The following is a 21,706-nucleotide window of genomic DNA, read 5'->3' as shown; positions in this document are numbered from 1 at the left end:
TAATAAGCTTAAATATTCTTAACTTTGTATGGCTTGCTTTAAATCTTTTATAAGATCATCACTATTTTCAAGTCCTATACTCAAACGTAAAGTGGCTTTGCTTATACCTGCTTTTTTAAGCTCTTCTTCGCTAAGTTGTGAATGAGTGGTTGAAGCAGGGTGTATGATCAAAGATTTACTATCGCCTAAATTCGCAGCAAGCAAAAAAAGGCGGGTTTTATCACAAATCTTTCTAGCATGTTCGTAGTCTTTAGCTTCAAAACTCAAAAGACCGCTGGCTAAATTTTTATCAAAATATTTTTTAAATAAATAATAATAAGCACTATTTTCTAAGGCAGGATAGTTTACACCTTTAATATCAGGATGAGAATTTAAAAAACTAGCAATTTTATAAGCATTTTGACTGTGTCTTTCTATACGTACTGCTAAGCTTTCAAGCCCTTGTAAAAGCAACCATGCATTTTGCGGTGCTAAACTAGCTCCTAAATCTCTAAGCCAAGTGATCATGATTCTAACACTAAAAATAGGTAAATCAAGCGTATTTAAATTCAGTCCATGATAGCTAGGATCAGGGGTATTAAAGGCTTGATATTTATCATTATTTTTAAGCAAATCATTTAAACCCTTTCTTTCTATAAGCACCCCTCCTAAAGTACTGCCTTGGCCATTTACGTATTTGGATAAACTATGTACTATTATATCCACTCCAAATTTAAAAGGCTGTAGTAAAAAAGGAGTAGCAACAGTATTATCACATATACTAATGATCTTATGTTTTTTTGCCACATGGCTTATTTTCTCTATATCAGCTATAGCAATTTGCGGATTTGAAAGACTTTCAAAAAAAATCGCCTTTGTATTTTTATCTATAATTTTTTCCAAAGTATTTATATCATCAATATCAAATTCCCTAGCTTCTATGCCAAAATTCTTAAGAGTATGAGAAATTAAAGTTTGCGTTCCGCCATAAAGTTTATTTGAATAAGCTATATTATCCCCAACTTTTGCTAAATTAACAAGAGCATAAAAACAAGCTGCCATACCACTAGATACAGTAATTCCAAAAGCCCCTCCTTCAATATTAGCAAGCCTTTGTCCTAAAACATCACTTGTAGGATTGCCTATTCTTGAGTAAATATTGCCAAGTTCTTTAAGATTAAACCGTGCTGCTGCTTGATCTAGGTTTTCAAAATTATAAGCAGTGTTTTGATATATAGGCACACTAATGCTTCTTTGAGTGTCAAAATGATATGCCCCATGTAATGCTAAAGTTTCTTTACTAAAATCCATTTTTTATCCTTATTTATAAATTAAAATCCTAAAAAGCTTTGTGCTTTAACTAAAATATGAAGACTAAATTATTAAAGATTAAGTAGATTAAGCGTGCTTAAGCACGCATATAGAAAGAAGAAAGCATAAAATTGATATAAGACATTTTTTCTCCTTTCTATAAAAATATCGATTATTTTATCTTTAAAAAATAAAAGTAAAATTAATTTGAAAAATTTATGAGGATAATTAAAATTTTATCGCAACTCACTCTCATAAGAGCGAGTTAGCAATAAATTGAAGGCAGTTCAAGCCTAAGCCTAGTATTACAAAACTACCAAGATAGGCTTGTAAAACAAGGCACTCCCATTAAGGGAGTAAAAGAATATTTTATAAGATTTTTTTGCTTAAACTATTGTTTAAGTTGTATCAAGGTTTGAAGCATTTGATCGCTTGTTGAAATGGTTTTAGAATTAGCTTGATAACCTCTTTGGATAATGATAAGCTCTGTTAAAGAACGGCTTAAATCGACATTTGACATCTCAAGGGCTGCAGTTTTCATCTCACCTCTACCGCCTGTTCCTGCTTCGCCTACTACTATGGCACCACTGTTTGCAGTCACTTTAAAAAGATTTCCGCCTATTTCTTCAAGACCGGAATTATTTGCTACTGAAGCCATGGCTATTTTAGCTACAGCAAAGGTTTTACCATTAGTAAACTCACCCAAGATATTCCCCTTATCATCCACACGTATAGCATCAGGTTTTAAATTCCCTGAAGGATAGCCATCAGTGGCTTGACCTGTTAAAGTTGAAGAAGAATTCGAACTTACAAGCCCATCATTGCTTCCGCTTGTCCCAAAGGAAAGTTTGATTTGCTGATTTGGTGCTGCACCGTTATTTGGTGAAAAATTAATAGTTTTTGGGGTGTAGCTAGCTAAAGATCCATCATTGTTAAATCTTGCTGTTCCAACGACAATATTATTTGGGCCCTCTCCTGTAGTGTTTATTTCTGCAGGCTCTGGAACACGAATGATCATTTGCCATTCATTACCCCCATCTTGAGTTGTGTTTTGTTTAACAAATTGCACTTCTAAAGTATGTTTTGATCCTAAAGAATCATAAATTTCAAGTCCGGCTGAAAAAGCAGAAAGCTTGAGTTGTTCGCTTTCTTTTATAGCTGCACCTGTAACTAAAGGGCCATCCCAAGCTTTAAAAATAGCTGTAAAAGCATCATTAGTGCTTACAGTGCCTTCTTTATTAGAATAAGCAGTGACGTTAAAACTCATGTTTTTTGGTGAAGTTTTAACAGCTTGATTTCCAGCACCAGCATTAGCTGGTATAGTTGAGTCTTCCTTAGCATTAGAGATGGCAAAATGCCCACTTTCATTCACTACTACTTTAACACCTTGATTGATATCATCTGCATCGTAAGTTTTTAATCCATCTCCATCATAGTCCACCCCATATCTAGCATCCCTTTGTAAAAGCTCTCTTAAATCTTCTGTGGTTCTAAAGGTTCTTGCATTAGTATTTCTTAAACTTCCTTGTATAGCATCCCAATAATTAGCAGAAGCAGGATCATTAGGTTTTTGATTGTTATTAGCTATAAAATTTGGACCCCCATCAGGATTGTACATAGGAGGCAAGCTTACAGGACTTGAACTGTAAATATATTTATGTGCTGTAATTACCTGTACATGATTTTTAACACCGCCATTAGCTAAATTATCATTAAGCCAATGACTAGTTTGGTTTGTTTGAGTTAAAACAGAATTAAAAGAGTCATTTCCCTGATTATAAGTAATAGTCTGAAGCTCTCCTGCTTGATTTCCTGTATTAACAGTTAAATCAATATTTTTCATATTGTCTGTAGTGCCATTACTATTATCATTGATAAATTCTATGCCTGAACCATCAGCTTTTTTAACCGCTTTTACTCCTGTTCCATCCCTAGTATCGGTTGGAGTGGTGAAAGTATTAATATAAGCTATAGCTTCATCTAAACTTCTAATATTTGCATTTTGTATATGAACCCCATTAATAGTAATATCTAAATTAACAGCTATATCTTTATTACCCCAAAAAATCACATTATTTTGGTTTTGCTTACTATTTTCATCAAAAGTATTCCCGCCTTGTGTAGTGAATTTTGCATCCGCATAACTCACCCAAATGCCTTGACCATCTCTAAGATTAAGCCCTTGTCCTTTAGCATTAAAAAGAGATCCTGCATCCACACCTTTTTCTGTTACTTCTACAGAATTCTTAGAAGTGGTGTAAAATTGAGTGATTCCTGTATCATTTTCATCCTCAGCCTTATTTGTTTTAACATTATATCCATGAACAGAATCTAGTGCGTAAAGATTCCTGCTTGAAGTGCCTATATTTAACCCACTATTTAAATTTGCTTTAATAGCCACTTCAGTTGACTTTGCTGCAGGAATATGCATGCCAGGATCTATAAAAATATTTTGAGGACTTCTTGAACTGTCTATGCTTTGATCATCCCAATTAATATTCCATCCTTGCACAACAAAGCCTGCATTATTGACAAAATTCCCATAAGCATCAAGTTTAAAATCTCCCGAGCGAGTAAGATAATTCGTAAGACCCCCATCATCACTTACCATGAAAAAACCATCACCATTAATAGCCACATCAGTATTTTTATCCGTAGTTTGAACCGAACCTTGAGAATGGATTCTTGTGGTTGAGTTAACTGAAACCCCAAGCCCGATTTGAAGTGGATTTTGTCCGCCTCTTCCATCTGTTGGAGCAGTAGCGATTTTCACAGTTTGACTAAACATGGTTCCAAAATCTGCACGAGAATATTTAAAACCTGTTGTATTGACATTTGAAATATTATTACCTTCAACATCCATTGCAACTTGGTGCGCTTGCAATCCGCTTACACCAGACCAAAGTGATCTCATCATTTTAAATCCTTTATAAAATATCGCTTTTTATTCACGCTTTAAGGTTTGAAAAAACTTTTAACGTTTATGAGAAATTTCAAAAGCAAGTTCTGTTCCAACTTTATAAATCAAAATGAAAAAATCTAATAAATTTTTAAAGCAAATTTATCTTAAATTGGCCGCATGGGTTAAAGCAATAGCAATAGCATCTGTAATGTCTAAAGGCTTGATATCTTTACTAAACCCTAAAAGTCTTTTTACCATGAAAGCTACTTGTTCTTTGCTTGCTTTGGCTTTGCCTGTGACAGCTTTTTTAATTTGCAAGGGAGTATATTCTGCAAAATCTCCATGAATTTGTAAAATCTTTAAAGACAAAGCCCCGCGAAATTGTGCAAGTTTTAAAACAGTCTTAGGATTATAAGCAAAAAATATATCTTCTATAGCTACCTCATCAAAAGAATGGTTTTTAAAAATCAAATCCAAACCCTCGCAAAGCTCTGTGATTTGGTATTGTAAAGTATTTGGCTTTATTTTTATAAGGCCTGCTTCTATAAGAGTATTTTTACCCCTATTAGCTTCTATAATAGCATAACCACAATTTCTCGAACCTGGATCTATACCTAGAATTTTCAAATTTTATACCTCTTAAAATTGATAAGATCTAAAGGCAAATTTTAACCTTTTTTTATAAAATTTAAGATAAAATTTATACATTAATGTAAAAATTCAAAGAGAGAGTATGAATCCAAGCCAAATACTTGAAAATTTTAAAAAAGAATTAAACCAAAACGAATACGAAAATTATATATCCACTTTAAAATTCAGTGAAAAGCAAAGCAAGGCAGATTTTTTAGTCTTTAATGCACCCAATGAATTATTAGCTAAATTCATACAAACAAAATATGGCAAAAAAATCGCACATTTTTATGAAGTACAAAGTGGCAATAAAGCCATCATAAGCATACAAGCACAAAGCCAAAAACAAAGCAATAAAAACTCCAAAATCGACATAGCTCATATCAAAGCTCAAAGTACTATTTTAAATCCATCTTTTACTTTTGAAAGTTTTGTTGTGGGAGATTCTAACAAATACGCCTATGGAGCTTGCAAAGCCATAACGCATAAAGACAAACTTGGAAAACTTTATAATCCTATTTTTATCTATGGTACCACAGGACTTGGAAAAACACATTTGCTTCAAGCAGTTGGAAATGCAAGCTTAGAAATGGGAAAAAAAGTCATTTATGCTACAAGTGAAAATTTTATCAATGATTTTACTTCAAATTTAAAAAATGGATCTTTAGATAAATTCCATGAAAAATACAGAAATTGTGATGTTTTGCTTATAGATGATGTGCAATTTTTAGGAAAAACAGATAAAATTCAAGAAGAATTTTTCTTCATCTTTAATGAAATTAAAAACAACGATGGGCAAATCATCATGACTTCAGACAACCCACCTAATATGCTAAAGGGCATAACAGAACGTTTAAAAAGCCGCTTTGCTCATGGGATAATAGCAGATATCACCCCACCTCAACTTGATACAAAAATAGCTATCATAAGAAAAAAATGCGAATTTAATGATATCAACCTTTCTAATGACATTATCAATTATATCGCCACTTCTTTAGGAGATAATATAAGAGAAATTGAAGGCATTATAATAAGCCTAAATGCTTATGCAAGCATACTAGGACAAGAAATCACACTAGAACTTGCCAAAAGCGTAATGAAAGATCATATCAAAGAGAAAAGAGAAAATATCACTATCGATGATATTTTATCCTTAGTTTGCAAAGAATTTAACATCAAACCAAGCGATGTGAAATCAAATAAAAAAACTCAAAATATAGTCGTAGCAAGACGCATCATCATTTACCTAGCTAGAGCCCTTACTGCTTTAACAATGCCTCAACTTGCTAATTATTTTGAAATGAAAGATCACACTGCCATTTCACATAATGTTAAAAAAATCACAGAAATGATAGAAAATGATCTCCCTTTAAAGACAAAAATCGAAGAATTAAAAAACAAAATTCTTATAAAAAGTCAAAGTTGAGTGAAAGGATGTGAAAAAATGTAAAAGCTTATGTGAAAAAATATAATTAAGCAAAGTGTGATAAAATACAAATTTGATTATTTTGCTTTGAAGAATTTCACAATTTCAATAAGCTTATTATTATAACGAAATTTAAAATTAAAATAAACCAAGGAGAAAAAATGAAATTAAGTATCAATAAAAATACTTTAGAATCTGCAGTAATTTTATGTAATGCCTACGTGGAGAAGAAAGACTCAAGCACTATTACTTCTCATCTTTTTTTTCATGCTGATGAAGATAAACTCACTATAAGAGCTAGTGATTATGAAATAGGAATTGACTATAAGATAAGAAAAATCCGCGTAGAATCAAGCGGCTTTGCAACTGCAAATGCAAAAAGCATTAGTGATGTGATTAAAAATTTAAATAATGAAGAAGTTATTTTAGAAACCATAGATAATTTCTTATTCATCAGACAAAAAAGCACTAAATACAAGCTTCCTATGTTTAATTATGAAGACTTTCCTAAATTCCCAAATACAGAAGGAAAAAACCAATTTAACATCGATTCTAATGATTTAAGCAGATCTCTTAAAAAAATATTACCAAGTATTGATACAAATAATCCAAAATATTCTTTAAATGGTGCATTTTTAGACATAAAAACAGATAAAATTAATTTCGTAGGAACTGATACAAAACGCCTTGCAATTTACACTCTAGAAAAAACAAACAATCAAGAATTTAATTTTAGCATCCCTAAAAAAGCTATCATGGAAATGCAAAAACTTTTCTATGAAAAAATAGAGATTTTTTATGATGAAAATATGCTTATTGCTAAAAATGAAAATTTCGAATTTTTCACAAAACTTATAAATGATAAATTCCCTGATTATGAAAAAGTAGTCCCAAAAAGTTTTAAACAAGAACTTAATCTTTCAACAGAAGACTTTATAGATAGTCTTAAAAAAATCAGTGTTGTGACAGAAAAAATGAAATTGCATTTTAATAAAGATAAAATCATTTTTGAAGGCATAAGTTTAGATAATATGGAAGCAAAAACAGAACTTGAGATCCAAACAGGGGTAAATGAAGAATTTAATCTTATTATAAAAATCAAATATTTACTTGATTTTTTAACTTCCATAGAAGAAGAAAAATTCACCCTTAGTGTTAATGAACCTAGTTCTGCTTTCATAGTCAAATCCCAAGGGCTATCAGTAGTCATTATGCCTATAATTTTATAAAATAAATAAGGAAAAGACATGCAAGAAAATTACAGCGCAAGTAATATTAAAGTTTTAAAGGGTTTAGAAGCTGTTAGAAAACGCCCAGGCATGTATATAGGAGATACTAATATAAATGGACTTCATCATATGATCTATGAAGTTGTAGATAATTCTATAGATGAAGCTATGGCAGGATATTGTGATACTATAGAAGTAGAAATCACAGATCAAGGAAGTTGTATTGTTAGTGACAATGGTAGAGGCATTCCTGTTGATATGCATCCTAGTGAAAATATGCCGACTTTAACTGTTGTTTTAACTGTACTTCATGCAGGAGGAAAATTTGATAAAGATACTTATAAAGTTTCAGGCGGTTTGCATGGGGTTGGAGTATCTGTTGTAAATGCCCTTTCTAAAAAACTTGTAGCTACAGTTGAAAGAAATGGAGAAATTTATCGTCAAGAATTCTCAGAAGGCAAAGTCACAAGTGAATTTAATATCATAGGCAAAAGTAAAAAAACAGGAACAACTATAGAATTTTGGCCTGATGATAAAATTTTTGAAGTGACAGAATTTGATTATGAAATTTTAGCTAAAAGATTTAAAGAACTTGCATATTTAAATCCAAAAATCACTATAAATTTTAAAGATAATCGCACAGGAAAACAAGAAAGCTTTCATTTTGAAGGGGGACTTTCACAATTTGTTATGGATTTAAATAAAAAAGAAGCCTTAAGCAAAGCTATCTTTTTTAGTGTGGATGAAGAAGATGTAAATGTAGAAATAGCTTTACTTTACAATGATACTTATAGTGAAAATCTACTTTCTTTTGTAAATAATATTAAAACTCCAGATGGGGGAACACACGAAGCGGGTTTTAGAATGGGTTTAACACGTGTTATTAGCAATTATATAGAAGTTAATGCAAGTGCTAGAGAAAAAGATAATAAAATCACAGGTGAAGATATACGTGAGGGTTTAATTGCCATTGTGAGTGTTAAAGTCCCTGAACCTCAATTTGAAGGTCAAACTAAAGGAAAACTTGGTTCAACCTATGTACGTCCTATAGTTTCAAAGGCAAGTTTTGATTATTTAAGCAAATATTTTGAAGAAAATCCTATAGAAGCAAAAGCCATTATGAATAAAGCTTTAATGGCAGCACGCGGTAGAGAAGCAGCAAAAAAAGCAAGAGAATTAACGCGTAAAAAAGAAAGCTTGAGTGTGGGGACCTTGCCAGGAAAATTAGCCGATTGTCAAAGCAAAGATCCTAGTGAAAGTGAAATTTATCTTGTTGAAGGAGATTCTGCAGGTGGTTCTGCTAAACAGGGCAGAGAAAGATCTTTTCAAGCTATTTTACCTCTAAGGGGTAAAATTCTCAATGTTGAAAAGGCAAGATTTGATAAAATTTTAAAATCTGAACAAATTCAAAACATGATCACTGCTTTTGGTTGTGGGATTGGAGATGATTTTGATCTTTTAAAATTAAGATATCATAAAATCATCATCATGACAGATGCTGATGTGGATGGATCTCATATACAAACCTTGCTTTTAACCTTTTTCTTCCGTTTTATGAATGAGCTTATAAGTAATGGGCACATTTACCTAGCCCAGCCTCCACTTTATCTTTATAAAAAGGCTAAAAAACAAATTTATTTAAAAGATGAAAAAGCTTTAAGTGAGTATCTTATAGAAACGGGTATAGAGGGTTTAAATTATGAGGGAATAGGTATTAATGATTTAAAAGATTTTTTAAAAACTGTTGCACTGTATCGTGCTGTTTTAAAAGAGCTTGAAAAACGTTTTAGTGTCATTTGCGTGATACGTTATTTAATAGAAAATTCGAATTTAATCAAAACAAATAATCAAGAATTATTTGAATATATTAAGCAATTTTTAGAAGCTAAAGGGGATAATATTTTAAATTTCAATGTCAATGATAATGAAATTCGAGCCTTTATCCAAACTCATAATGGTTTAGAAGAACTTGTGATTAATGAAGAGCTTTTTACTCATCCTTTATATGAAGAAGCAAGCTATATTTTTGATAAGATCAAAGATAGAAATTTAGAATTTAATAAAGACATTTTAGAAGTTCTTGAAGAGGTTGAAAATAATGCTAAAAAAGGTGCTACCATACAGCGTTATAAGGGTTTAGGAGAGATGAATCCTGAACAACTTTGGGAAACAACTATGGATCCAAGTGTAAGAAGGCTTTTAAAAATCACTATAGAGGATGCCCAAAGTGCTAATGATACTTTTAATCTCTTTATGGGTGATGAGGTAGAACCAAGACGTGATTATATCCAAGCACATGCTAAGGATGTTAAACACTTAGATGTTTAAAACATTTAATAAAGTTATAAAGCCAAATAAGCTTTTATAACTTTATATTATTCTTAATAAAATTAAAGAGTATATTTATGTTACTATTTTTCTCAAAATCACATAAGAATTACTAATTTTTCCCAATATTTTTACTTAAATACACAAATTCTCATTTTTTTAGAACAATATCTTTAAAATATGTTTCAATTTGTAGTATACTTAATTTCAAAAAGGTTACAAATTGAAAAGAGAAGAACAAATAAAGAATTTAAAAGATTTTTATGATCTTATCATTATAGGTGGTGGATCTAGCGGGCTTGCTTTAGCACTTGATGCATCAAGTAGGGGCTATGAAACCTTACTTTTAGAAAGATATGATTTTTCTAAAGGAACTTCTAGCCGATCTACTAAACTCTTGCATGGTGGAAGGTATTTAGCTCAAGGAAATCTTTCTTTAGTATATGAGGCCTTACATGAAAGGAATCAATTATTAATAAATGCTTGCAATTTATCTAAAAAACGAAAATTTATAATACCAGCTAAGTCGTTTTTTAAGGCTTTTTACTATTTTATAGGTTTAAAACTTTGTGATTTTCTAGCAGGGAAATTTAATATAGGCAAGGCTAAATATTTAAATAAAGAAAAATCAAAAAATTCACTCAAAAATATAAAAAAAGAAGAATTACAATATGGATTTAAGTCCTAGTAATATAGTGGCAAGTCAAGGAATTCACATAGTAGTGGATAAAGAATTTTTTCCAAATAAAAATGCTTTAATCATACCTGCTACATCTGATGGGCGTGTTCTTTTTGCTATTCCCTGGTATAATAAAGTTTTAATTGGAACAACTGATACTAAAATAGAAAAAATCACTTACGAACCAAGAGCTTTAGAAGAAGAAATAGAATTTATCTTAGAAAATATAGCCAAATATTTCATAAAAAAACCTATGAGAAAAGATATTAAAAGTATTTTTGCAGGTTTAAGACCTCTTATTAATACCCATATAAATAAAGACACTAAAAATCTTTCAAGAAGTCATAAAATAGAAGTTTCAAAAAGTAATTTAATATCAATTAATGGGGGTAAATGGACCACTTGCCGTATTATGGCTGAACAAACTATAAATAAAGCTATTGCCTTGGGTTTATTAAATCATAAAAAATGTAAAAGTAAGAATTAAGCTTAGTGCTTGTGATGAGAATTTAAAATTTGGGGAAAAATTGAGTGTTTATGGCTTGGATGCTAAAGAAATTTTAAATTTAGAAGCTAAAGGTTTGGATAAAAAAATACATGAAAATTATCCTTATACTTATGCTCAAGTTTTTTGGGCTTTAGAAAATGAAATGGCACAAAAAATAGAAGATGTTTTAGCCCGAAGAATTCGTTTATTGTTTTTAGATGCAAAGGCTTGTGAAGAATGCACTAAAGAACTTGGAGAGTATTTAGGTGCTTATTTTAAATGGGATGAAGAAAAAATAAAAGATGAAATCAATGAATTTATACTTTTAGCTAGACAATATCAAATTTAAGGAGAAACAATGAAAAATATATCATGTCTTTAGATCAGGGAACAACTTCTTTCAAGAGCTTTAATTTTTAATGAAAATTCAAATATTATTTCTATAGCACAAAAAGATTTTACCCAAATTTATCCACAACAAAGAAATTTGGAGTTCTCAAATCGCCACACTTACAGAATCTTTAGCAAGAGCTAATTTAAATGCTAAAGACATAGCAGCATTAGGCATTACAAATCAAAGAGAAACTACTGTAATTTGGGATAAAAATACACTAGAACCCATATATAATGCCATAGTTTGGCAAGATAAAAGAACGGCTGATTTTTGTGAAGAACTTAAAAAAGATAAATCAAATTTAATACAAGCTAAAACAGGCCTGGTTTTAGACGCTTATTTTTCAGCTACTAAAATAAAATGGATTCTAGATAATGTAGAGGGTGCAAGATCAAAAGCTCAAAAAGGAGAATTATGTTTTGGGACTATAGATACTTGGCTTATTTTTAATCTGACTAAAGGAAAGGTTCATGTAACTGATGTGAGTAATGCTAGTAGAACCATGCTTTATAATATCCATACTTTATCATGGGATGATGAATTGCTTGAAATATTTGATATACCAAGACAAATTCTTTCTGAAGTTAAAAGTTCTAGTGAAATTTATGGCTATACAGCTACTAGATGGGTTGATAGTCAAATCCCCATAGTAGGTATAGCTGGGGATCAACAAGCAGCATTGTTTGGGCAAATGTACACTGAAAAAGGCATGATGAAAAATACTTATGGGACAGGGTGTTTTTTGCTTATGAATTGTGGAAAAAGTCCTGTTTTAAGCAAAAATAATCTTTTAAGCACTATTGCATGGCAGATTAATGATGAAATAACTTATGCTTTAGAAGGAGGGGTTTTTATAGGTGGTGCTGCCATACAATGGCTAAGAGATGGACTTAGACTTATAAGAACTTCAGCTGATATTAATACTTTAGCTTCTACAGAAAAAGACAATGGTGGGGTGTATTTTGTGCCTGCTTTAGCTGGATTTGGCACGCCTTATTGGGATCAGTATGCTAGAGGGACTATTTTTGGCATTAGTAGGGCTACTACTGATGGACACCTTGCTAGAGCTGTTTTAGAAGGAATAGCATTTCAAGTTTATGATATAGTCAAAGAAATGGAAAAAGATTTAGGATCTCAATGCAGTGAAATTCGCGTAGATGGAGGTGCGAGTGCGAGTGATTATTTGATGCAAATTCAAGCTGATTTATTTGGTTTTGAAATTAAAAGACCAAAGAGTGTTGAAACTACGGCTTTAGGTGCTGGTTATTTAGCGGGCTTGGCTGTGGGTTATTTTAAGGATATTAAAACTCTTAAAGAACAATATCAAATAGCTGATTTTTACTCCTAGTAAAAATAGTCTTGAAATAGAAACTATGTTTAAATATTGGCATAAAGCGGTTAAGAGAAGTTTAAATTGGATGGAGTAGTTTATGGGAATCATATTAGCTGAATTTATAGGAAAGACTTTACTTATACTTTTAGGAAATGGTGTGGTTGCAAGCTGTTTGCTTAAAAATACTAAATGTGATTTTGGTGAATCAGCACAATGGCTTGTCATCACTACTGCTTGGGCTTTTGCTGTTTTTGTTGGAGTGACTGTAGCTGGACCTATAAGTGGAGCTCATTTAAATCCAGCTGTTACTTTAAGTTTACTCATTACTCAAAAAATATACCTTTAACTTTGGTTCCTTCTTATTTGCTTGGACAATTTTTAGGAGCTGCTTTTGGTGCTTTGCTTGTATATATTTTTTATTATGATCATTTTAAAATAACTGAAGATGAAGCTTTAAGAAGAGCTTGTTTTTGTACTGAACCTGCCATTAGAAATTATAAAATTAATTTTTTTAGTGAATTTCTAGGCAGTTTTGTTTTAATTTTTGTTATCTTATATATTACAGGTGCGAATATAGTTTTTCCAGATATTAAGGATGTTAAAATAGGGCTTGGAAGTATAGGGGCTTTGCCTGTTGCTATTTTAGTATGGGCTATAGGTTTAAGCCTTGGATCTACTACAGGCTATGCTATAAATCCTTGTAGGGATTTATCTCCTCGTATAGTTTTAAGTGTTTTGCCTATGAAAGCAAAATGCGATTGGGCCTATGCTTGGATCCCTGTTTTAGGGCCTATTTTTGGTTCTACTTTAGCTTCGTTTTTATACCTTTATTTATAAATAAGGGCTAAAAGCCCTTAATGCATTATAGCTTCACTGATTCCTATGCCACTTTGTGCTTTAAAACCTTCTTTGTCTTTTTGGGATCTTTTAGAATTATCAAGTTTTGAAATGATATAAATGAGTAAAAAACTCAAAGGCATGGAAAATAAAGCTGGGTGATCATAAGGGAAAATTGCTTGATTAAAGCCAAAGCTTTTCACCCATATACTAGGGCTTAAAATCACTAAAGCAAGAACTACAATAAGTCCTATAAGCCCACCCCAAAAAGCACCTTTTGTAGTAAGATTTTTCCAATAAATGCAAAGCAAAAGTATAGGAAAATTCACACTCGCAGCTATAGCAAAAGCAAGGCCTACAGTAAAAGCGACATTTTGTTTTTCAAAAACAATGCGTAATAAAATAGCAAAAATTCCTATAGTTATAGTTGCAATTTTTGTAACTTTCATTTCATTTTCATGATTAACATTACCGTTTTTAATAACATTAACATATAAATCATGACTTATTGTCCCTGCACCTGAAATTGCAAGTCCTGCAACCACAGCTAAAATAGTAGCAAAGGCAACAGCTAAAATAAATCCTAAAAATATATCCCCACCTAAAACTTCAGCTAAGGTTATAGCAATCATATTGCTAGCCCCATTAAAACTTCCATCAGCATTAGTAAATTGAGGATTTGTAAATAAAAGTGCTATAGCTCCAAAACCTATAATGAAAGTAAGTATATAAAAATATCCTATAAATCCTGTTGCATAAAATACTGATTTTCTTGCTTCTTTAGCATCCTTTACGGTAAAAAACCGCATTAAAATATGAGGCAATCCCGCAGTTCCAAACATCAAAGCCAATCCTAAAGAAAGTGCTGAAACAGTATCAGGCAAGAAAGTGCCAGGTTTCATTATATTTTCACCCTTTGGATGATGGGATATGGCTAAGTCAAAATAGTATTTTAAATCAAATTTAGTAAGATATAATATCATAAAAGCCATAAAAGAAGCCCCTGCTAAAAGCAAAATAGCTTTTATAATTTGTACCCAAGTGGTTGCGTGCATTCCTCCAAAAGTCACATAGCAAATCATTAAAATTCCTACTAAAATCACTGCAAAGGTATAAGGCAAACCAAAGAGTAATTGTATGAGTTGTCCTGCTCCTACCATTTGGGCAATAAGGTAAAAAATAATCACGCTTAAAGCAGAAATAGCTGATATAACGCGTATAGGTTTTGCTTCTAAACGATAAGCAGTAATGTCTGCAAAAGTAAATTTTCCAAGGTTTCTGAATTTTTCTGCAATTAAAATAAAATAATAGGCCATCCTACTAAAAAACCTATAGAATAAATAAGTCCATCAAAACCGTTTGTAAAAACTAAAGCAGTAATTCCAAGAAAGCTTGCTGCACTCATATAATCTCCTGCTATAGCCATACCATTTTGCATGCCTGTGTGATATTCCCACCAGCGGTATAAAATCCGCTTTTTAGATTGAGATTTTTTATTAGAATAATAAGTAATTAATAAAGTCGCTAAAACAAAGATCAAAAACATGCTCACAGCAGTTATATTTATGTCTTTTTGGTGAATTTCTCCTAAATCAAAGCTAGCACTAAAGGCCGAATCAAAAAATAAAATTGCTAATATTAAAATTCTCATATTAATTCCTTATAATCAATCTTTCCGTTTTTTAATGCATCAAGTAATCCTTGTTTTTTTAAGTTTTTAATCATTTCTTCTTGTTCTTTATCTAAGAAATGATTTGCGATAAAAGTATAAATTCCTGTAGAAATAATGCATAATAAAATCAGGCCAATACCTATTATAATACCAAGAGTTATAGCGCTAGGACCAAGTTTATATCCTAAAATTTCTGGCATAAGTCCTATGCCTAAAACAAAGATATAATAACAAATGATTATTATTAAAGACAGATTAAGAGAGATTTTGTTTCTAAAAGAAACAAAATTTTTAAATTTTAAAATAGTATTTTTTTTGTTCGGTATCGAGTTCCATGGATATTCCTTTCGATTTTTATTAAAAATATAACAAAAATTCCATAATTTTAGAGTTTAAAAATATTGAGTCTTGAATAATGGAAGAATTTTTCTTTGAAATATGTATAAAAGTAACATATATTATAAAATGTTACTAAAATTTACATATTTAAGCATTTAATATTTTATTACATTTTAACAAAAATTTCTCTAGAATTAAGTTTTATTAATTTATAAGGAAAATCCTTGAGTTTGTTGACAAATCCCATTATTATTAGTGTTGTTTTAATGACCTTGCTTTGTTTATTTCGTTTTAATGTGCTTTTAAGTCTTTTAATTGCAGCTCTTGTTGCAGGCATATTTTCTCATCTTAGTCTTGTAGATACTATGAATATACTCATAAGTGGAATGAAAGAAAATTTAAAAACCTCTCTTAGTTATATACTTTTAGGTGCTATTGCAATAGCAATTTCAAAGACCCATTTAACAGCATATTTGATTAAAATAGTAAGGGGTTTTATCTCACATAAAAAATATTTATTGCTTTTATCTTTGGCCTTGATTTCTTGTTTTTCTCAAAATTTAATTCCTATCCATGTAGCTTTTATACCTTTATTAATTCCGCCTCTTTTAAGTCTTTTTAATCAGCTTAAAATCGATCGTAGGGCTGTAGCTTGTGCTTTGACTTTTGGCCTTATTACTCCTTATATGGTTTTGCCTGTAGGATTTGGACTTACTTTTCAAGATCTTTTAAAAGACAATTTAAATGCTAATGGTTTGAATGTGTCTTTAAATGATATCACAAATACTATGTATTTGGCTGCTATTTGTATGTTAAGCGGACTTATTTTAGCCCTTTTTGTTTTTTATCGTAAGCCAAGGGAATATCAAGAAATAAAATTGATCAAGCCTGATTTGGAAAATCTTAAAATGAGTTCTAAAGAATGGGGTGTTTTAGCCGGGCTTGTTTTGACCTTGCTTTTGCAAATTATAACTTCGAATTTGCCTTTATCAGGACTTTTAGGTTTTATTTTGATGGTGGTTTTAGGTGGGGTTGAATTTTCTAAAATCAACACAGTTTTTGATGAGGGATTTAAAATGATGGGTTTTATAGCTTTTGTTATGCTTGTTGCTGCTGGGTATGCTGAGGTTTTAAAACAAAGTGCTTCGGTAAAAGAGCTTATTATTTTCATCCTCCCTTATGTAGAAAAAAGTAAATTTTTAACAGTATTTTTAATGCTTTTAATAGGATTGATTATTACTATGGGTATAGGAAGTTCTTTTGGAACCATACCTATTATAGCCGCACTTTTTTGTCCTATTTGTTTAGAACTTGGTTTTAGTACAGGGCTTATTATATTTATTTTAGGCGTAGCAGGGGCTTTAGGAGATGCAGGAAGTCCAGCAAGCGAAACCACCATAGGAACGAGTGTAGGTTTAAATGCTGATAAACAACACGATCATATTAAAGACACTTGTATCCCAACTTTTATTTTTTATAATGGATCTTTATTGATTTTAGGAAGTGCTATTGCTATGTTTTTATAATTTTTATATAATTTATAAAAATGTATTAAAATATTTTTTAATTTATTTATTTTTAAGATAAAAATTATATCAATTTTAAAAATATATTTTAAGCTTCATAAGCTAATTAAAATCAATTTTATAAGGAGATAAAATGGATTTAGAAAATATCTTAGAAAATAATCAAAGCATAGCTTTATACCATCCACAAAATGAGCATGATTCTTGTGGTATTGCAGCAGTTGTAAATATACGCGGTATAGCTTCTTATAAGGTTATTTGTGATGCTTTAGAAATTTTGATGAATCTTGAACACCGAGGCGGTGCAGGGGCTGAAGAAAATTCAGGTGATGGAGCAGGGATTTTAATGCAAATTCCGCATGAATTTTTTATGACTCAAGAATTAGGCTTTAAACTTCCTAAAAAGGGTGATTATGCTGTAGCACAAATGTTTTTATCACTTAATAAAGATGCAAAAGAACAAGCAAAAGCTATATTTTTACAAGGATTAAAAGATAAAAAACTTGAATTTTTAGGTTTTAGAGAGGTGCCTTTTAATGCTAGTGATATAGGTGCTAGTGCTTTAAAAACCATGCCTTATTTTTTGCAAGCTTTTGTAAAAAGACCAAGCAAAATAAATCCTGGCTTAGAATTTGAAAGGGTGCTTTATAGTACGCGTCGTCTTATAGAAAAAAGAGCTTTAAAAGTGCCAAAATTCTATTTTTCGAGTTTTTCTTCGCGTACTATAGTTTATAAAGGAATGCTTCTTTCAACTCAATTGAGTGATTTTTATCTTGATTTTAAAGATGTTAATATGAAATCAGCCATAGCCTTAGTGCATTCTCGTTTTTCAACTAATACCTTTCCAAGTTGGGAAAGAGCCCATCCAAATCGTTATATGGTGCACAATGGAGAAATCAATACCATACGCGGAAATGTTGATAACATAAGGGCTAGAGAAGGTTTGATGAAAAGTGAGTATTTTGAAAATTTAGATGAAATTTTCCCTATTATAGCAAAGCCTAGTAGTGATTCTGCTATGTTTGATAATACTTTGGAATTTTTAGCCCTTAATGGTCGTACTTTAGAAGAAGCCTTTATGATGATGGTGCCTGAGCCTTGGCATAAAAATAAAAATATGGAAGGCAAAAAACGTGCTTTTTATGAATACCATTCTTTATTAATGGAGCCTTGGGATGGCCCTGCAGCTGTAATTTTTACTGATGGGGTAATTATGGGGGCGAGTTTAGATAGGAATGGTTTTCGTCCTTCAAGATATTATCTTACAAAAGATGATATGCTTATACTTTCAAGTGAAACAGGGGTTTTAAAACTAGATGAAAAAAATATCAAAGCTAAAAAACGTTTAGAACCTGGAAAGCTTTTGCTTGTCGATACTGCAAGAGGAAGGCTTATAGCTGATAATGAAATCAAAGAGCATTATGCTAATGCTAAACCTTATAAAACTTGGCTTAAAAATTTAGTAGAGCTTGAAAAGCAACACAGCGGGGTTTATAAACATGAGTTTTTGAAAGAAGATGAGGTTTTAAGACTTCAAAAGGCTTTTGCTTGGAGCTATGATGAGCTTACAATGAGTGTTAGATACATGGCACAAAATGGCAAAGAAGCTATAGCGGCTATGGGTGTTGATACGCCTTTGGCTATACTTTGTAAAAGCTATCAACCTTTATACAATTATTTTAAGCAGCTTTTCGCACAAGTAACCAATCCTCCCCTTGATGCTATAAGAGAAGAGATAGTTACTTCTACAAGGATTTATCTAGGAAGTGAAGGGAATTTATTAAAGCCAGATGAAAATAATGCAAAACGTGTCAAAATAGCCCTACCTGTGATAAGCAATGAAGAGCTTTTTGAAGTGAAAGCTTTAAAAGAATTTCAAGTTAAAGAATTTTCTATACTTTATAATTATGCTAAAAATTCTTTGCAAAAGGCCTTAGATGAACTTTGTATTAAAGTAGAAGAAGAAGTTAAAAAAGGTGCTTCTATTATTATTTTAAGCGATAAAGGAGTCAATGAGAAAAAAGCTTATATTCCTGCCTTGCTTGCGGTTTCTGGGGTGCATAATCATTTAGTAAGAAAAAATTTAAGAACACATACAAGTATTATCATTCAAAGCGGTGAGCCTAGAGAAATCCATCATTTTGCATGTCTTTTAGGTTATGGGGCTACGGTGATCAATCCTTATTTAGTTTATGAAAGCATACAAAAACTTATAGTTAATAAAGAACTTAATCTAAGCTATAAAAAAGCAGTAGAAAATTTTATCAAAGCTGCTTCAAGCGGTATAGTAAAAATCGCTTCAAAAATGGGAGTTTCTACCTTGCAAAGTTATAATGGATCTGCCCTTTTTGAGTGTTTGGGTTTAAATTCTAAAGTGGTTGATAAGTACTTTACTTCTACCATCTCGCGTATTGAAGGTATGGATTTAGAGGATTTTGAAAAAGAACTCATTGCTTTACACAAACATGCTTTTAATGATACACATAAGGCTTTAGATTCTAAAGGAATTCATAGTTTTAGAAGTGCTAAAGAAGAGCATTTAATCGATCCGCTTGCGATTTTTTATCTTCAAAAAGCCTGTCGTAATAAAGATTATAAAAGTTTTAAAAAATACTCTGCTTTAATAGAAGAAAAACAAGTGAATTTGCGTTCTTTAATGGAATTTGATTTTAGTGAGGCTATTAGTATTGATCAGGTTGAAAGTGTTCAAAGCATAGTTAAACGCTTTAGAAGTGGGGCTATGAGCTATGGATCCATTTCTAAAGAGGCCCATGAGTGTTTAGCACAAGCTATGAACAAAATAGGAGCTAAATCAAATTCAGGAGAAGGCGGGGAAGATGAAGAGCGTTATGAAATAAAAGATGGAGTGGATAAAAACTCAGCCATTAAGCAAATTGCAAGTGGGCGTTTTGGTGTGGATTTAAATTATTTAATCCATGCAAAAGAGATCCAAATCAAAGTTGCACAAGGTGCAAAGCCTGGTGAGGGTGGGCAATTAATGGGTTTTAAAGTCTATCCTTGGATAGCTAAGGCTAGGCATTCTACAGCGGGTGTGACGCTTATTTCTCCACCTCCTCATCATGATATTTATTCTATAGAGGATTTATCTCAGCTTATTTATGATTTAAAAAATGCTAATAAAGATGCCAAAATTTCAGTAAAACTTGTAAGTGAAAATGGCATAGGTACAGTTGCTGCTGGTGTGGCTAAGGCAGGGGCAAATTCTATACTTATTTCAGGATATGATGGAGGGACAGGAGCAAGTCCTAGAACCTCTATACCGCATGCGGGAATTCCTTGGGAACTAGGCTTGGCTGAGGCACATCAAACTTTGATTTTAAATAGATTAAGAGATAGGGTGAGATTAGAAACAGATGGAAAACTAATGACAGGCCGTGATTTAGCTATAGCAGCACTTTTAGGAGCTGAAGAATTTGGTTTTGCTACAGCACCTTTAATCGCTATGGGTTGTACGATGATGAGAGTATGTCATCTTAATACTTGTCCTTTTGGTATAGCTACTCAAGATACCCAGCTTAGAGGTCGTTTTAAAGCTAAGGTAGATGATGTGATTAATTTCATGTATTTTATAGCCCAAGAGCTTAGAGAATACATGGCAAGACTTGGTTTTGAACGTCTTGATGATATGATAGGACGCGTGGATAAACTCTCTCAAAAAAGTGTTGAAGGTAAAGCACGAAAACTTAATTTGGATAAAATTTTAAAATCCTTGCCAACTTATAATAAAACTGCTGTGCATTTTAAAGATTACAAAGACAATAAATTAGAAAAAACAATTGATTATAGGATTTTACTTCCACTTTGTAAAAATGCTGTAGAGAAAAAAGAGCCTATTAAGCTTTCTTTAGAGGTAGGAAATCAAAGCCGAACTTTTGCAACCATGCTTTCAAGTGAAATTTTAAAAACTTATGGTAAAGACGCTTTAAAACCTGATAGCATCCATATAAAAGCCATAGGCAATGCGGGCAATAGTTTTGGAGCGTTTTTGATAAAGGGTATTAAACTTGAAATCATAGGAGATAGTAATGATTATTTAGGCAAGGGTTTAAGTGGGGGTAAGATCATTGCTAAAATTTCAAATGAAATCACTTTTTCGCCTGAAGAAAATATCATTGCAGGAAATGCTTGTTTGTATGGGGCTACTGAGGGCGAGGTGTATTTAGATGGTATAGCTGGAGAAAGATTTTGTGTAAGGAATTCAGGAGCTAATGCTGTGGTTTTAGGTACGGGTGTGCATGGTTGTGAGTATATGACAGGAGGACTTGTTGTGGTGCTTGGCGATGTGGGTGCGAATTTTGCTGCAGGTATGAGTGGGGGTGTTGTTTATATTTTTGGAAGGCATAATCAAACCCATGTTAATACTGAACTTGTTGATATAAAAGATCTTAATGCTAAAGATGAAAAAGAATTAAAAAGTATGATAGAAAAGCATATAGTTTATACTAATTCTAAAAAGGCTAAAGATATATTAGAAAAATTTGACAAAAAAGACTTTTTTAAAGTCATGCCAAGGGATTATGAAAAGATGCTAAAAATGCTTGAACTTTGTAAAAATGAAAAAGATCCAAATTTAGCAGCTTTTTTAAAAATTACACAAAAATAAGGAGTAGAAT

General features: G+C 31.6%; 15 protein-coding genes and 1 pseudogene. 11 read left to right on the top strand and 5 right to left on the bottom strand.

Annotated features, from left to right (window positions below; all coding sequences use genetic code 11):
- Window positions 1–18: 18 nt before the first annotated feature.
- The 3 genes from GRQ01_RS06190 to ruvC all read right to left on the bottom strand — a co-directional run bounded on the left by GRQ01_RS06190 (window position 19) and on the right by ruvC (window position 4,819).
- Complete coding sequence (locus GRQ01_RS06190) at window positions 19–1,290, bottom strand: aminotransferase class I/II-fold pyridoxal phosphate-dependent enzyme (RefSeq protein WP_158334916.1); 1,272 nt, start codon at window positions 1,288–1,290, stop codon at window positions 19–21.
- A gap of 391 nt (window positions 1,291–1,681) precedes the next feature.
- Window positions 1,682–4,207 (bottom strand): flagellar hook protein FlgE, encoded by a 2,526-nt coding sequence (gene flgE, locus GRQ01_RS06185; RefSeq protein WP_158334915.1) that lies wholly within the window; start codon window positions 4,205–4,207, stop codon window positions 1,682–1,684.
- 144 nt (window positions 4,208–4,351) lie between these two features.
- Window positions 4,352–4,819 (bottom strand): crossover junction endodeoxyribonuclease RuvC, encoded by a 468-nt coding sequence (ruvC, locus tag GRQ01_RS06180; protein ID WP_158334914.1) that lies wholly within the window; start codon window positions 4,817–4,819, stop codon window positions 4,352–4,354.
- A 106-nt stretch (window positions 4,820–4,925) separates the two neighbouring features.
- Between ruvC and dnaA the strand changes: the two genes are divergently transcribed.
- The 9 genes from dnaA (at window position 4,926) to GRQ01_RS07695 (ending at window position 13,535) form a co-directional block, all read left to right on the top strand.
- Window positions 4,926–6,248, top strand: a complete 1,323-nt coding sequence (dnaA, locus tag GRQ01_RS06175; protein ID WP_158334913.1) for a chromosomal replication initiator protein DnaA — start codon at window positions 4,926–4,928, stop codon at window positions 6,246–6,248.
- A gap of 161 nt (window positions 6,249–6,409) precedes the next feature.
- Window positions 6,410–7,477, top strand: coding sequence for a DNA polymerase III subunit beta (gene dnaN / locus GRQ01_RS06170; RefSeq protein ID WP_158334912.1), 1,068 nt, complete (start codon window positions 6,410–6,412; stop codon window positions 7,475–7,477).
- Window positions 7,478–7,495: 18 nt separating this feature from the next.
- On the top strand, window positions 7,496–9,805 hold the full coding sequence (gyrB, locus tag GRQ01_RS06165; RefSeq protein ID WP_158334911.1) for a DNA topoisomerase (ATP-hydrolyzing) subunit B: 2,310 nt from the start codon (window positions 7,496–7,498) through the stop codon (window positions 9,803–9,805).
- A 223-nt stretch (window positions 9,806–10,028) separates the two neighbouring features.
- Window positions 10,029–10,493, top strand: a complete 465-nt coding sequence (locus GRQ01_RS07715; RefSeq protein ID WP_227656245.1) for an FAD-dependent oxidoreductase — start codon at window positions 10,029–10,031, stop codon at window positions 10,491–10,493.
- A complete protein-coding gene (locus GRQ01_RS07710) occupies window positions 10,477–10,971 on the top strand; it encodes an FAD-dependent oxidoreductase (RefSeq protein ID WP_227656244.1) in 495 nt (164 codons plus the stop codon). Before GRQ01_RS07715 ends, GRQ01_RS07710 begins: the two co-directional genes overlap by 17 nt.
- Window positions 10,972–11,011: 40 nt before the next feature.
- Window positions 11,012–11,320, top strand: coding sequence for a glycerol-3-phosphate dehydrogenase C-terminal domain-containing protein (locus GRQ01_RS07705; RefSeq protein WP_227656243.1), 309 nt, complete (start codon window positions 11,012–11,014; stop codon window positions 11,318–11,320).
- 106 nt (window positions 11,321–11,426) lie between these two features.
- Window positions 11,427–12,713: a glycerol kinase GlpK gene (gene glpK / locus GRQ01_RS06155; RefSeq protein ID WP_324250700.1), complete on the top strand. Its 1,287-nt coding sequence runs from the start codon at window positions 11,427–11,429 to the stop codon at window positions 12,711–12,713.
- A gap of 82 nt (window positions 12,714–12,795) precedes the next feature.
- Window positions 12,796–13,044: an aquaporin gene (locus GRQ01_RS07700; RefSeq protein WP_228892832.1), complete on the top strand. Its 249-nt coding sequence runs from the start codon at window positions 12,796–12,798 to the stop codon at window positions 13,042–13,044.
- Between the two features lie 17 nt (window positions 13,045–13,061).
- Window positions 13,062–13,535: an MIP/aquaporin family protein gene (locus tag GRQ01_RS07695; protein ID WP_229042128.1), complete on the top strand. Its 474-nt coding sequence runs from the start codon at window positions 13,062–13,064 to the stop codon at window positions 13,533–13,535.
- A gap of 17 nt (window positions 13,536–13,552) precedes the next feature.
- Here the strand turns inward: GRQ01_RS07695 and GRQ01_RS06145 are convergent.
- Both GRQ01_RS06145 and GRQ01_RS06140 read right to left on the bottom strand, forming a co-directional pair.
- Window positions 13,553–15,186, bottom strand: a pseudogene (locus tag GRQ01_RS06145) (cation acetate symporter).
- Window positions 15,183–15,533: a DUF485 domain-containing protein gene (locus tag GRQ01_RS06140; protein WP_203121275.1), complete on the bottom strand. Its 351-nt coding sequence runs from the start codon at window positions 15,531–15,533 to the stop codon at window positions 15,183–15,185. Before GRQ01_RS06140 ends, GRQ01_RS06145 begins: the two are co-directional and overlap by 4 nt.
- Before the next feature lie 237 nt (window positions 15,534–15,770).
- On the opposite strand from GRQ01_RS06140, the gene GRQ01_RS06135 reads away from it, so the two are divergent.
- Window positions 15,771–17,072, top strand: coding sequence for a Na+/H+ antiporter NhaC family protein (locus tag GRQ01_RS06135; RefSeq protein WP_158334909.1), 1,302 nt, complete (start codon window positions 15,771–15,773; stop codon window positions 17,070–17,072).
- A gap of 133 nt (window positions 17,073–17,205) precedes the next feature.
- A complete protein-coding gene (gene gltB / locus GRQ01_RS06130) occupies window positions 17,206–21,696 on the top strand; it encodes a glutamate synthase large subunit (RefSeq protein ID WP_158334908.1) in 4,491 nt (1,496 codons plus the stop codon).
- The last annotated feature ends 10 nt before the right edge of the window (window positions 21,697–21,706 follow it).

It is taken from the genome of Campylobacter bilis (genome assembly GCF_016806695.1).
In the GTDB taxonomy this organism is placed as follows: Bacteria; Campylobacterota; Campylobacteria; order Campylobacterales; family Campylobacteraceae; genus Campylobacter_D; species Campylobacter_D bilis.
The sequence above is the reverse complement of the archived record's forward strand: the minus strand, read 5'-3'. Positions and strand labels throughout refer to the sequence as shown.